The organism is Agriterribacter humi (assembly GCF_009192765.1).
Taxonomy (GTDB): Bacteria; Bacteroidota; Bacteroidia; order Chitinophagales; family Chitinophagaceae; genus Agriterribacter; species Agriterribacter humi.
Window position 1 is genome coordinate 81,755 of the sequence record NZ_VOHQ01000009.1, and the last position, 13,887, is coordinate 95,641.

A 13,887-nucleotide genomic window follows, 5' to 3' on the forward strand; every position below is an offset into this window, starting at 1 on the left:
TCTTTATGACATTCACTGCCACACAAATAGCTTTGCTGATTGACGGTAAAATTGAAGGCAATGCCGATGCAGGTGTACATTCATTCAGCAAAATTGAAGAGGCAAAAGAAGGTCAGTTGGCTTTTCTTGCCAATCCCAAATATGAAGATTACCTGTATGCTACCAAAGCCTCGGTAATTATTATTAATGATTCGCTGGAGCTAAAAGAAAAGGTTAGTGGAACGCTGATAAGGGTTCCTGATGCCTATAGCGCTTTTGCCACCTTATTGACCAAATACCAGGAAATGGTGTCGCAGCAGTTAACTGGTATTCAGCAACCTTCTTATATTGCTCCTTCCGCCAAAACAGGAACAAATGTTTTTGTTGGAGCTTTCGCTTATATAGGAGAAAATGCTGAAATAGGAAATGATGTTAAGATATATCCACACAGCTTTATTGGTGATAATGTTAAAATTGGCGATCATTCTGTTATTCATCCTTCAGTAACCATATACCATCATTGCAAAATAGGAAAGAAGGTTATTGTTCATGCAGGCACTGTTATTGGCAGTGATGGTTTTGGCTTTGCCCCCCAGGCAGACGGCAGCTTTAAAAAAGTTCCGCAAATTGGAAATGTAGAAATAGAAGACAATGTGGAAGTGGGTGCCAACGCCACTATAGATCGTGCAACTATAGGTTCTACCATTATAAGGACAGGCGCAAAGTTAGACAACCTGATTCAGGTGGCTCATAATGTGGAAGTAGGGCGTAACACGGTAATTGCCGCACAGGCAGGGGTAAGCGGGAGTACCAAAATAGGAAATAACGTTATGATTGGAGGCCAGGCGGGAATTGTAGGGCATATTACTATAGCTGATGGCGCCAGGATAAATGCACAAAGTGGCGTAAGCAAATCCATCAAACAACCTAAAGCAGCGGTAACCGGATCTCCGGCTCATGATTATACCAGTACATTGCGCAGCCAGGCCATATCCCGTAAGTTGCCGGATTTTGAAAAAAGAATCCAGGAACTGGAGGCGCTGATTAAACAACTGCTCGCTGAAAAAGTATAATATCTTCCTATATACTGGGCCGGATAACTTACTATCGGGCGTTCATCCCTATCTTTGCCCGATAACAAAAATGAATAATGAACGCAAACTTCAATCCTGATAAACAGCACACGCTTAAATCGGCAGTAAGTATTTCCGGAACGGGTTTACACACAGGTATTAAAGTAGATATGATATTAAACCCCGCTAATGCGGGTTTTGGGATTCAGTTTCAACGTATTGACCTGGCAGGACAGCCTATTATTAAGGCGGATTGCGACCTGGTTACAGACACTTCACGCGGAACAACACTGGAAGATAAAGGCGTTAAAGTAAGTACCGTTGAACATATACTGGCTGCATTGGTAGGCATGGGTGTTGATAATTGTCTTGTTGAATTAAACGGTCCTGAAATACCTATTATTGACGGCAGTTCGGCTCCATTTGTAGAAATTATTGAAGAAGCCGAAGTACTGGAGCAGGAAGCGGCAAAACTGTGGTATACGATTGACAGCAATATTACGTATTATGATGATGAGAAAAGGGTAGAAATGGTGGCAATGCCGGCCATAGAATATCAGATAACAACCCTTATTGATTTCAATAGCCCCGTTTTGGGAACACAGCATGCCGGTTTAAAGCACCTGAAGAATTTTAAATCGGAGATTGCTCCCTGCCGCACTTTTTGTTTTTTGCACGAACTGGAAATGCTCCTGGAGAATAACCTGATAAAAGGCGGTGATATTAATAACGCCATTGTAATAGTAGATAAACCTGTAAGCGAAGCCGAAATGGAACGCCTGGGCAAAGCCTTTGGCAGAAAGAAAATGGAGGTAAAAAGCGGCGGATATCTTAATAATCTTGAGCTCCGGTTCCCGAATGAGCCCGCACGCCATAAATTACTGGATATTGTAGGCGACCTTGCCCTCATAGGCACTCCCATAAAAGCGCACATTATTGCCAACCGCCCGGGGCATTCTTCAAACGTAAGTTTTGCCAAAAAGATAAAGCAGCACATTAAAGTAAACAAGCAAATGCTTGATGTACCCATATACGACCCCAACCAAACTCCTGTATATACCACCCAGCAAATTGAAAAAACACTTCCCCACCGCTATCCTTTTTTATTGGTTGATAAAATTATTGAGCTTACCGATACAAGAATTGTAGGTATCAAGAATGTAACCTTTAATGAGCCATTTTTTGTTGGGCATTTTCCAGGTAACCCTATCATGCCCGGCGTGCTGCAGATAGAAGCTTTGGCGCAAACCGGCGGAATTTTAGCCATTAATGCCCTCCCCCCCGGAGAATATGATACCTATTTTGTTAAAATGGACAATGCCCGCTTCCGCCACAAAGTGGTTCCGGGAGATACCATGATACTGAAAATGGAGCTTAATGCTCCCATCCGCAGGGGAATGTGTGAGATGCAGGGAACGGTATATATCGGAAATAAAATTGCAACTGAAGCCACGCTGATGGCACAATTAGTGAAGCGGTAATTGATGAATATTATCTTTTCCTTACTTTTGCCCTCGTCAGGAAACCACCTGACATTTTTTGTATATACATGAAATACTGTTTGCCAGGATTCCACATAAGAAACAATCATCAATGATTCATCCCCACACATATATTCACCCCAACGCCAAACTGGCCACTAATGTAAAAGTTGATCCTTTCACTGTAATTCACCATAATGTAGAAGTAGGAGAAGGCACCTGGATCGGAAGCAATGTAACGATTATGGAAGGTGCAAGAATTGGCAAAAATTGCCGCATCTTTCCGGGGGCGGTTATTTCGGCCATCCCGCAAGACCTGAAGTTTGCAGGAGAAAATTCTCTTGTTGAAGTTGGCAACAATACTACCATACGCGAATTTGTTACCATTAACCGCGGCACCAAAGAAAGAGGAAAAACTACGGTAGGCGATAATTGCCTCATACAGGCCTATAGTCATATAGCCCACGACTGCTCTGTTGGCAATAACTGCATTATTACCAATAATACACAAATGGCAGGGCATGTGGCAATGGGCGACTGGTCTATACTTGGCGGCATGTGCGCTGTTCATCAGTTTGTAAAAATTGGCGCCCATTCCTATGTAGGTGGCGGTTCACTTGTGGGTAAAGATGTGCCACCGTATATTAAAGCCGCCCGCCAGCCTCTTAGCTATGCCGGTGTAAATTCTATCGGGCTTAAGCGCAGGGGCTTTACCATAGATAAGATCAATCATATATTGGATATTTACAGAACCATTTACAATAAAGGACTAAACACTTCCCAGGCAGTGGAAATTCTGGAAGAAGAATTCCAGGCCACGGATGAAAGAGATGAGATCGTAACTTTTATCCGTGAAAGCGGAAGAGGTATCATTAAACGCTACACTAAAAACAGCGTGGATGACGATATCGTTGATTAATACAGGCAAAAGGTTTAACAGGGATTGGATATTCCGGCATCTTAACTTTCAATTCTCAGCAGGCATGGCTTACGCCATTACCGGTCCTAACGGATCCGGCAAATCCACACTCCTGCAGGTAATAGCAGGAGCGCTTTCTCCAAGCGAAGGAAAAGTGGAATACCTCGCAAAAAGCAATCAACCGCAAACCGGAAATCCACTGAACCCTGAAAATATTTACCTGCACCTGTCCATCGCCGCTCCTTATCTGGAACTCATAGAAGAGATGACCCTGCATGAGTTCCTGCATTTTCATCAACAGTTTAAACCACTGTTAGCATCTCCGGCCATCCCGGATATTATTGCATTAATCGGACTGGAAAAAGCTACCCACAAACAGATAAGGTATTTCAGCAGTGGGATGAAGCAAAGAGTAAAGCTGGCGCAATCTATTTTTTCAGACACACCTGTTTTATTATTAGATGAGCCCTGCACAAACTTAGATGCCGAAGGCATTGCGTTATACCAGCAGTTGATTACAACATATTGCAAAAGCCGGCTAATCATTGTAAGCAGCAATGATGAAACAGAGTATGCATTTTGTAACGAACAACTGAATATCAATAACTATAAATAACAATCCCGCCTATCCTACTTTCTCTTTTAAAAGGTCTGCAATTGCCCATGGACAGGGCATATGCGTAAAACCCTGATCCGGAACATCATTATAAAGAGGCATTCAAATATGTTTTTTTTAAATTTGCCTAACCTTTAAATCAATACCGGTTGGAACTTTATTATTCGTTTTCTGTTTTAATTGTATTAGCTTCTTTTTTTGCTTATCTGAATCTCAAAATATTAAAACTACCTTCTACCATTGGCATAATGCTCATTGCCATTTTCGTTTCTCTCCTCATCAGAATTGCCGGCCCAAGCATCTTTCCTAAAACGACGCTTAGTTTTTTTAACCTTATCTCGGAATTTGATTTTACGGAAGTATTAATGGGCGCCATGCTTAATTTTCTCCTTTTCGCCGGCGCTATACACGTAAATTTCTCCGATCTGAAAGAACAACGTCTTCCCATATTCATCTTTTCTACCGTAAGTGTTATTATTTCCACTTTTGTAGTAGCGTTCATTTTGTATAATGTAGCACCGCTTTTGCATGAAAATATTCCTTTTATTTATTGCCTGCTATTTGGCGCGTTAATTTCTCCTACAGACCCCATAGCAGTGCTGGGCATTTTAAAGCAGGCAAAGGTTCCTAAATCATTAGAAACAAAAATAGCCGGCGAATCACTTTTTAATGATGGGGTAGCCGTAGTATTGTTCGCCGTTATTCTGCAGCTTACCCAAACCAATGCTATAGATATTTCCGCGGGTTCTATTTCATGGCTGCTGGCAAGAGAAGCATTCGGAGGATTGTTATTAGGTGCCCTTCTTGGTTTTGGCGCATCGGCAGCTATGAAAAGAGTAGATGATTATAAGGTATCTGTTCTTATTACACTTTCTGTAGTAATGGGCGGATACCTGGTAGCGCGTGCTACGCATATTTCCGGACCGCTTACCATGGTTGCTGCGGGGCTTATTACAGGCAATTACGGAAAAAAAACAGCGATGTCATCAGAAACAAAAGACTATCTTAATAAATTTTGGGAACTTATAGATGAAATATTGAATGCCATATTGTTCCTCTTTATTGGTTTTGAACTATTACTGATCCCCGATTTAACCAGTCACCTGGTGCTTGGTCTTTTTGCTATTGTTATTGTGCTGCTGGCAAGACTGCTTTCCATTTGGATCCCTTACGCTATAGTGCCATTTAAAAACAAGTTTCTTAAGGGCGCCCTCACTGTAATGGTATGGGGCGGGCTGCGCGGAGGTGTATCAATAGCCCTTGTTTTATCGGTGGATAATGGGGAACACAAAAATTTATTACTGGAGATCACTTATTTCGTAGTGGTATTCTCCATCGTTGTACAGGGACTCACCGTGGGCAAGGTGGCCAAAAAAGCACTGGTAGGTAACTGAGAAACTACCTACTCATCACTTACCACTTATCTCCTGCTGGCAATCAATAAATTCAGGTCTGTATATTTTAAATTGAAGCGCTGGCTGAGATAAATATTTGTTAGCGCGCCCTTAAACAAGTATATCCCGCTGCGGATATTAAATTTATGCCATACTAATTTTTCCAGTCCGCCTTCATCGCCTATTTCAAGCAACAGGGGCATCAGTACATTACTAATGGCCTGCGATGCCGTTCGGGCAAACCCCGAAGGTATATTGGGCACACAATAATGAATAACGCCGTGCTTAATAAATACAGGGCTTTCATGCGAAGTGATCTCCGAGGTTTCAAAACAGCCCCCGCGGTCAATACAAACATCCAGGATTACACTGCCCGGCCGCATAATAGACACCATCTCTTCCGTTGCCACTATCGGCGTGCGTCCGCCAAAAGAAGATAAAGCGCCCACTGCCACATCACAGGTTTTTAATTGCTTGGCTAAAATTTTAGGCTCTATTACAGAGGTCCACATTCTTACCCCTATATTACCCTGCATGCGTTTGAGCTTATAAATATTGTTGTCAAATACTTTTACGCTGCTGCCCATAGCCAGTGCGGTTCTTGCTGCATATTCGCCTACAATGCCTGCACCAATAATAACCACTTTGGTAGGAGGAATACCGGAAATACCACCCAGCAGCATTCCTTTGCCACTATTGGCATTACTTAAATAATTACCCGCCAGCAGCATTACCGCACTACCCGCAATTTCACTCATGCTGCGCACAATAGGATTGTGACCTGAATCGTCTTTAAAATTCTCAAATGACAAAGCGGTAATCCGCTTTTCCATCATGCGCTGTAATATTTCCGTTTTCATTACGGGCAGGTGAATAGGCGATATAATCGTTTGATTGTGCCTTAACAAAAGCACTTCCTCTTCATTCACCGGCGCCGATTTCATGATCAAATCGCATTGAAACACCTCCTTCTTATCATATGCAATTTTAGCGCCTGCATCGCTGTAATCCTTTTCAGAAAAATGTGCGCCTTCACCTGCACGATGCTCTACAACAACCCGGTGGCCGTTGTTGGTTAGTACACTAATGGCATCAGGCGTTAATGCAATCCTGTTCTCCTGGAAAGAGTTTTCTTTTGGAATCCCGATCAGCAACTGCGCCTCACGTGGCTTAATATCTAATGTTTCTTCTAATGTTTCGTAATTGAACGATGTACCTACAAATGGCTTTTCTGCCGGCATAAGCTGGATAGGTTTGAGCGAACAATTTACTAAAAATTTACCTGTGAAAATCAATTTTTAGCAAACGTGTATTGTTATTAACAGCATGCATGTAAATATCTACCCTGCTTTCGGGTAAAAGTGAAGGCGTTTTTTGCGGCCATTCCACAAAACAAATATTGCCCGAATACAAACAATCTTCTATACCGGCATTAACAGCTTCTTCTTCATCCTTTAACCGGTACAGATCAATGTGAAAAATATGTTTCAGTAAGTTGCCCTCACTATAGCTGTATTCATTTATCAATGAAAAAGTTGGACTGCTTACATGAGCGGTTACTCCTTTGGCGGCACACAATGCTTTAATAAAAGTGGTTTTCCCCACTCCCATCTCTCCATGAAAAGCAAAGACCCTGCCCCGCACATGCTCCCAAAAATACTGAGCACACTGCTGTATATTTTCTAATGTAACTGCTATCTCCATAAACAATGTGTCTGACGGGTTGCAAGTTACAGGTTGCAGGCGAAGACTCCTTATACCTGAGACCAGTAACCTGTAACCTGCGACCTTCCCTTGCCTCCCTGTTGCAAAGATATTGGCTGTTTTACCACTTTACTGATACGCAGTTGCAAAGATATTTGTGATTACCGTAATACACGATTCTATTGGTTGGTAATTTTGCGGTATGGAAAAAATAAGATGGAAAGTAGAAGGAATGGATTGTTCCAACTGCGCGCTTACCATTCGAAAGTACCTGGAAAAAGAAGACGTTCAAAACATCAGGGTCAATTTTGTGGATGGCGATGTGGCATTTGATTTAAATGGCAGCAGTTCTGCACAACAGATACAAAAGGGAATTGATGCGCTGGGTTATAAGGTAACCGGCACATTAGAAGCAGACACAGCAGGGGTTCCTGTAAAAAAAATGAATATTCATTTAAAGTACACACTCATTTGTTTGCCTTTTACATTGGTGTTGCTTTTGCACATGGTGCACGATTGGATAGGCTGGCACTGGCTGATGAATCCCTGGATACAGTTTGCGCTTTGTGTTCCCGTATATATAACCGGAATGTCTTATTTTGGAAAAAGCGCAGTTAAAAGCCTGCGCAATGGCATTCCCAATATGAATGTACTGATTGCCCTGGGCGCCACGGCGGCTTTTGCTTACAGTTTTACAGGAACCTTACTAACCCTGGGTGAAGATTATCTTTTTTATGAAACTGCCGCTACCATTATTACCCTCGTCTTTTTTGGCAATTACTTAGAAAGCGCATCTGTTCAATCTACGCAAAAAGCCTTACAGGGTTTGGCAAAATCACAAAAAACAGTGGCCAATATGATTGCTTTTGATGAACACCATCAGGAAGTAATTATGCCCGTTGATAACAAGGATCTTCGCTCCGGCGACCTGGTACTGATTAAAAACGGGGAACTTGTGCCGGCAGACTGCAAAATTTTGTGGGGCGATGCCAGTGTGAATGAATCTATTATTACCGGCGAAAGCCTGCCTCGCGAAAAACATGCAAAGGATATGCTTATTGGAGGCAGCTTGCTGGTAGACGGCACAGTAAAAGCACAGGTTACCGCAGCAGCCGGTGATTCAGCACTCGCTAACATTGTAACCCTGGTAAAACAGGCACAGGGCGAAAAACCACCCGTACAACAAATGGCCGACAGAATCAGCGCCATATTTGTACCTGCGGTAATCGCTATTGCAGTACTTACTTTTATTATCAACTATTTTGTACTGCAGGATTTCACTTCTTCATTAATGCGCAGCATTGCTGTACTGGTTATTTCGTGTCCCTGCGCATTAGGGCTGGCAACCCCCGCTGCTATTGCCGTAGGATTGGGTCGTGCCGCACGCAATGGTGTGCTTTTCCGTAATGCCAAAAGTCTTGAACTTTTTAAAGATATCCGGCAGGTGGTATTTGATAAAACAGGAACACTAACTACAGGTGAATTAACAATTGATCAGTTCCAAACAACAAATAATACCATCTCTGAAGAAGAACTAAAAAGAATTACATACTCACTCGAAAAATATTCCAATCACCCTATTGCGAAAAGTGTAGCCACAGCCTGGAAAACCTGCCTGTCCGGCAGGCAGGCCAAAAATGAAATACGATGGGCTAAAATAGAAGAAATAAAAGGTTTGGGAATAAAAGCAACCAGCAAAGAGGGAGATGAATATTGGGCCGGTTCTTACAAAACAGCAACAGCCCTTACGGCCAACAATACACATAACGTATATATCATAAAAAATAACGAGCTGATCGGATGGATAGATCTTAAGGATGATATACGGCCTGAAGCTAAAAAAGTGGTGAATTACCTACGCAACAAAGGGATAATTACATATCTTTTAAGCGGCGACAGTAAGGCCAAAAGTGAACAACTGGCTGCGGAACTCGGCATTGACAAAGTAATAGCAGAACAAACACCCGAACAAAAATTAACCGTTATTGAATCACTTACCCTTCAGGCTCCCACAGCTATGATAGGCGATGGCATTAATGACGCACCGGCGCTGGCCAAAGCAACAATTGGAATTTCATTAAGCGATGCATCGCAAATTGCCATTCAAACAGCCGATGTTGTGCTTATGAATCATGGCCTGAAAAACCTTCCTTTATCATTGGGATTAGGTAAGCACACCTTCATTACCATAAGGCAAAATTTGTTCTGGGCATTTTGTTATAATATCGTGGCCATTCCTATAGCGGCGCTGGGTTTTCTTAACCCCATGTTCGGGGCACTGGCTATGGGGCTCAGCGATGTGGTGCTCGGCATCAACTCGGGAAGGCTGTTTGTGAAGAAGGTGATATGAGTTATTACTAACGATAGGGTGAGTACTTCAGGATTTGAAATTTGAGATCTGAGATTTGAGATTGCATTTCTCTTCGGATTTCACCGCAACTGCGGGATACGAATTTGAAATTTCAAATTTATTTGGTTCTTGTTATTTGTTTTTTGGTTCTTTGTATTCGTTCGGATTTCGGGTTTCAGCCTTCGAATTGGAGATTTATTTGTTTCTTGTAATTTGGCTTCTTGGTTCTTTAACTGATATTTGCCCTTTACGATTCATTTTTGGCAGATATTCATTCCATATTACAATCCAATTGGGGCTATACTTCCTTTCGGCCAATGCAGGAAGATATTATACAATCTGTATTGAACGGTAAGGATACTTTGGCCATTATGCCTACAGGCGGAGGCAAATCCATATGCTTCCAGGTACCGGCCCTGGCTTCAAAAGGCATTTGCCTGGTAATAACACCATTAATAGCATTAATGAAAGACCAGGTACAAAATTTAAAGGCCAGGGGCATACTGGCGCTTAATATCCATTCAGGAATGCAGTTTGCCGATGTTAAAAAAATACTGGATAATGCCCTGTACGGCAATTATAAATTTCTGTATGTATCACCCGAACGGCTGGAAACGAATCTTTTTAAAGAATATTTACCAGCTTTACCCCTTAATCTGATTGCGGTAGACGAAGCGCATTGCATCTCGCAATGGGGCTACGACTTTCGCCCGGCTTACCTTACTATCGCTTCCATTCGTGAACAAAAACCCGGAGTGCCCGTGCTGGCACTCACTGCATCGGCAACCAAACCGGTACAGGAAGATATTTGCGATAAATTACAATTCAAGGAAAAGCAATTGTTTCAATTGTCCTATGAAAGGCCTAATCTTTCGTATAGTGTATTTAATGCAGATATAAAGTTTAATAAGTTATTGCAGATCATTGAGAACGTACCCGGTTGTGGAATTGTATACTGCCGCAGCCGGAAACGTACCAAAGAAATAGCGGATTTGCTTAAACTCCATCATATCAGCGCCGATTATTATCATGCAGGCTTATCGCATGAGGAAAGAAATGACAAACAGGAAAACTGGCTCAAAAACGAAACCCGGATCATGGTTTGTACCAATGCTTTTGGTATGGGCATAGATAAACCGGATGTAAGAACAGTAGTGCATATGGATATACCCGATTGCCTGGAAAATTATTACCAGGAAGCCGGTCGTGCAGGGCGTGATGGTAAGAAATCGTACGCTGTATTATTATACAGGGAACAGGATATTGATGATCTTCAAAAACATCCGGATATCCGCTTTCCTTCCATTGAAGAAATAAAAAATGTATACCAGTGCATTGTAAATTATCTCCAGTTGCCGGCAGGCTCGGGTGAGGATATGTTTTTTGATTTTGATATGGCGGAATTTACTAAGCTTTTTAAATTAGACATTGTATCCACCACTTATGCAATAAAAGCCCTGGAACAGGAAGGCATTATTGAATACAATGAACAATTATTTGTGCCTTCTACAGTGGTTTTTTGTTGTGGGAAAGAAACCCTGCAGGAGATTGAAAGAGAAAGTCCCGCTGTAGCGCCCTGCATTAAATTCCTTTTACGTTCGTATGGTGGTATTTTTGATATTCCTGTGGCTGTAAGTGAAATGCAAATAGGCAAAAGCTTAAAAAAGGATATTAGCGAAATAAAAAAGATATTGCTGCACCTTCAATCGCGCGGTATCATTATCTATGCGCCCCGGAAAGATAAACCCCAGCTACGATTTCTGAGCAACAGGGTAATAACCGGTAATCTCACCATCAATATCCCCGATTATCAAAAAAGGAAAGCGGTTCTTATAAAGCAAATAGAAGCCATTACCGGCTATGCAGGCAATACCAAAGATTGTCATGCTCAAATCATAGCCCATTATTTTAATGATCATGCAGCGCAGCCATGCGGCATTTGTGATAATTGCATTGAAAAGAAAAAAACAATGCTTTCCCGTGAAGATTTTTCACTGTTGCAGTCTGATATAGCAAAAGCGCTTAGCCCGGGGCCTTTAACCATAAAGGAATTAATGCAACAACTGCGTATTACTGATGAAGAAAAGACCTGGAAGGTCATTGAACATTTACTGGCAGAAAACTATCTTGAAATGAGTGAAGGGGGGTACAGTGGGAAAATAAACATAAAAAAAAAGGGCCAGGATAAAAATCCAGCCCGTTTTTAAAATCCAATATCCTATGAAAAACCGAGTCAAAGATAGTGATGATAACGGTTCTAACAATACCCTTTTAGTGGTATTCACTTAATATTTTCTACTATTTACCCATGAGTTTTCTACCAAAAATCTATTATACTTTCTACTTTTAACAATGAAGATTTCTTAAAGTGCTCAGAACCAACTCGTTTTCTTTTTTGTACTCCGCCTGCCTCCCAATCCTAAAGCTCCTAATAAGCTCCTCGTAATAATGGAAGCCGCCGTTCTTTGTACCTGCCTGGCTACGGGATTGTTTAAAACCTTTTCAATGGTTGAGGGTTCGGGTTTAGAAGAAGGCTTATTGGCAGCTTGTTCGGCCGACTTTCTTTCGGCTTCCTTTAATTTGCCGGATACGATTTCATAAGCGCTTTGATTGTCTATGGTTTGTTCATATTTTTTTACCAGTTTGGATCGTGTTGTTAGTGCGCTTATCTCCGCATCGGTCAAAATATCCATTCTTGACCGGGGTGAAGTGAGCAAAGTGTGCACCAAGGGGGTGGGAATCCCTTTTTCGTTGAGCATGGTTATTAAAGCCTCGCCAATGCCTATTTCGGTTATTAATTCATTTACCTGGTAATAGGTGGTTTCGGGATAATTTTCCGCAGCCTGCTTAATGGTTTTACGGTCGGCAGCGGTAAATGCCCTTAAAGCATGCTGCACTTTTAAGCCCAACTGGCTTAACACAGATGCAGGTATATCCTGCGGGTTTTGCGTACAAAAGAAAATACCCACCCCTTTTGACCGGATGAGCTTGATGACCGTTTCTATCTGCTGCAGCAATGCATCCGTTGCTTCCTGGAATACCAGATGGGCTTCATCAATAAACAATACCAGTTTGGGCTTATCCAGATCGCCGGCTTCAGGCAATATGGCATACAGCTCAGCAAGGAGTTGCAGCATAAACGTAGAAAACAGCTTGGGGCGGTTCTGCATATCCGTTACCCTCAGTATATTGATCATGCCGCCTCCGTCATCACTGATGCGCATCAGGTCATCTACTTCAAAAGAAGGTTCCCCAAAAAATACATCAGCGCCCTGCTGCTGCAGTTCTATTACCTTCCGCAAAATAGTGCCCGTACTGGTAGTTGATATTTTACCATACTGCTTTTCAATATCGGCCTTGCCCTCGTTGCTGATATATTGAAGCATTTTAGTAAAATCCTTCAGGTCAACTAAAGGAATTTTCTGATCATCGCAGTATTTAAAGATCATCGCCACCAGCCCCTGTTGCGTATCATTTAATCCCAGGATCTTTGAAATCAAAATAGGTCCGAACTCACTAACGGTAGCCCGCAATCGAACACCCTTCTCTTCACTCAGGCTCATTAGCTCAACCGGAAACGGTTTCGGAATGTATTCCAGTTTCATTTTCCCATACCTTTCTTTAATTTTATCGTTAAATGCCCCTGGCTCGGCTATACCACTCAGATCTCCTTTAATATCCATCAGCAGTACCGGCACACTGGCGTCACTCAACCCTTCTGCAATTACCTGCAGGGTTTTGGTTTTTCCTGTTCCGGTAGCTCCTGCAATTAATCCATGCCGGTTCATTGTTTTTAACGATAAATGAACGGAAGCTTCGCTGAGTACTTCGCCGTTCAGTATGGCGGCTCCCAATGTAAAGCTTTCACCTTTAAAACTATAGCCGGCATTAACGGTTTGTATAAAAGCTGTTTTATCTGGCATACGCAACAATTTTAAGGAAAGTTAAAGGATTAGAGCAATCCGGGTAAATTTATTCTTATATGTCTTCTTCCCGTTCCAACATCAATATAGCACTTTGCGGAACGATTAGATACCTTTCATTTTCATACATAACTTCCGTTGCGCCACTTAATAAAAAAATGGCCAGGTCGCCTTCCCTTGCCTGGAGCGGAATATATTTAACCTGCTCTTCTTCGGGTTTCCAGGATTCATTTTCAACAGGCATGGGAATGGCATACCCAGGCCCATGCTTAATTATATAGCCCTGTTGTACTTTTTCTTTTTCCTGCACACCGGGCGGGAGATACAAGCCGCTCGCTGTTCTTTGATCGGATTGAAGCGGCTTTATCAATAGCCTGTCGCCTATGACGATCAGCTTTTTAAACTTATTCTCCGGAGTTAATCGCATGGTTGTTTTTATTTAATTGCA

General features: G+C 42.1%; 11 protein-coding genes. 7 read left to right on the top strand and 4 right to left on the bottom strand.

Features of this window, described 5'->3' with window-relative positions; genetic code table 11:
• Positions 1-5 precede the first annotated feature (5 nt).
• The 5 genes from lpxD (at position 6) to FRX45_RS15485 (ending at position 5,462) form a co-directional block, all read left to right on the top strand.
• The gene (gene lpxD / locus FRX45_RS15465; RefSeq protein ID WP_152269349.1) at positions 6-1,052 is read left to right on the top strand and encodes a UDP-3-O-(3-hydroxymyristoyl)glucosamine N-acyltransferase; all 1,047 of its coding nucleotides are present in this window, start codon (positions 6-8) and stop codon (positions 1,050-1,052) included.
• Positions 1,053-1,129: 77 nt separating this feature from the next.
• Complete coding sequence (locus FRX45_RS15470; RefSeq protein ID WP_152269350.1) at positions 1,130-2,533, top strand: bifunctional UDP-3-O-[3-hydroxymyristoyl] N-acetylglucosamine deacetylase/3-hydroxyacyl-ACP dehydratase; 1,404 nt, start codon at positions 1,130-1,132, stop codon at positions 2,531-2,533.
• Positions 2,534-2,645: 112 nt separating this feature from the next.
• Positions 2,646-3,452, top strand: coding sequence for an acyl-ACP--UDP-N-acetylglucosamine O-acyltransferase (gene lpxA, locus FRX45_RS15475; protein WP_152269351.1), 807 nt, complete (start codon positions 2,646-2,648; stop codon positions 3,450-3,452).
• Positions 3,433-4,068 (top strand): ABC transporter ATP-binding protein, encoded by a 636-nt coding sequence (locus FRX45_RS15480; protein WP_152269352.1) that lies wholly within the window; start codon positions 3,433-3,435, stop codon positions 4,066-4,068. The genes lpxA and FRX45_RS15480 overlap by 20 nt, the downstream gene beginning before the upstream one ends.
• Positions 4,069-4,217: 149 nt before the next feature.
• The gene (locus FRX45_RS15485; RefSeq protein ID WP_152269353.1) at positions 4,218-5,462 is read left to right on the top strand and encodes a cation:proton antiporter; all 1,245 of its coding nucleotides are present in this window, start codon (positions 4,218-4,220) and stop codon (positions 5,460-5,462) included.
• A 26-nt stretch (positions 5,463-5,488) separates the two neighbouring features.
• On the opposite strand, the gene FRX45_RS15490 is transcribed toward FRX45_RS15485, so the two are convergent.
• Positions 5,489-6,703, bottom strand: a complete 1,215-nt coding sequence (locus FRX45_RS15490) for an alanine dehydrogenase (protein WP_152269354.1) — start codon at positions 6,701-6,703, stop codon at positions 5,489-5,491.
• A gap of 37 nt (positions 6,704-6,740) precedes the next feature.
• Positions 6,741-7,166 carry a tRNA (adenosine(37)-N6)-threonylcarbamoyltransferase complex ATPase subunit type 1 TsaE gene (gene tsaE, locus FRX45_RS15495; protein WP_152269355.1) on the bottom strand — a complete coding sequence of 142 codons (426 nt, stop codon included), beginning with the start codon at positions 7,164-7,166 and terminating at the stop codon, positions 6,741-6,743.
• A 202-nt stretch (positions 7,167-7,368) separates the two neighbouring features.
• Between tsaE and FRX45_RS15500 the strand changes: the two genes are divergently transcribed.
• Both FRX45_RS15500 and FRX45_RS15505 read left to right on the top strand, forming a co-directional pair.
• Positions 7,369-9,516 carry a heavy metal translocating P-type ATPase gene (locus FRX45_RS15500; protein WP_152269356.1) on the top strand — a complete coding sequence of 716 codons (2,148 nt, stop codon included), beginning with the start codon at positions 7,369-7,371 and terminating at the stop codon, positions 9,514-9,516.
• 260 nt (positions 9,517-9,776) lie between these two features.
• A complete protein-coding gene (locus FRX45_RS15505; protein WP_226805408.1) occupies positions 9,777-11,723 on the top strand; it encodes a RecQ family ATP-dependent DNA helicase in 1,947 nt (648 codons plus the stop codon).
• A 165-nt stretch (positions 11,724-11,888) separates the two neighbouring features.
• Here FRX45_RS15505 and FRX45_RS15510 read toward each other — a convergent pair whose 3' ends face one another.
• A complete protein-coding gene (locus FRX45_RS15510) occupies positions 11,889-13,439 on the bottom strand; it encodes a helicase HerA-like domain-containing protein (RefSeq protein WP_152269357.1) in 1,551 nt (516 codons plus the stop codon).
• A 55-nt stretch (positions 13,440-13,494) separates the two neighbouring features.
• Positions 13,495-13,866, bottom strand: coding sequence for a co-chaperone GroES (locus FRX45_RS15515; protein WP_152269358.1), 372 nt, complete (start codon positions 13,864-13,866; stop codon positions 13,495-13,497).
• Between the last annotated feature and the right edge of the window lie 21 nt (positions 13,867-13,887).

Excerpts from the sequence above, each read along its gene's own strand:
- lpxA (WP_152269351.1), top strand. The coding sequence starts at position 2,646 with ATGATTCATCCCCACACATATATTCACCCCAACGCCAAACTGGCCACT.
- FRX45_RS15500 (WP_152269356.1), top strand. The coding sequence starts at position 7,369 with ATGGAAAAAATAAGATGGAAAGTAGAAGGAATGGATTGTTCCAACTGC.
- tsaE (WP_152269355.1), bottom strand. The coding sequence starts at position 7,166 with ATGGAGATAGCAGTTACATTAGAAAATATACAGCAGTGTGCTCAGTAT.
- lpxD (WP_152269349.1), top strand. The coding sequence starts at position 6 with ATGACATTCACTGCCACACAAATAGCTTTGCTGATTGACGGTAAAATT.
- FRX45_RS15470 (WP_152269350.1), top strand. The coding sequence starts at position 1,130 with ATGAACGCAAACTTCAATCCTGATAAACAGCACACGCTTAAATCGGCA.
- FRX45_RS15515 (WP_152269358.1), bottom strand. The coding sequence starts at position 13,866 with ATGCGATTAACTCCGGAGAATAAGTTTAAAAAGCTGATCGTCATAGGC.
- FRX45_RS15510 (WP_152269357.1), bottom strand. The coding sequence starts at position 13,439 with ATGCCAGATAAAACAGCTTTTATACAAACCGTTAATGCCGGCTATAGT.
- FRX45_RS15490 (WP_152269354.1), bottom strand. The coding sequence starts at position 6,703 with ATGCCGGCAGAAAAGCCATTTGTAGGTACATCGTTCAATTACGAAACA.
- FRX45_RS15480 (WP_152269352.1), top strand. The coding sequence starts at position 3,433 with ATGACGATATCGTTGATTAATACAGGCAAAAGGTTTAACAGGGATTGG.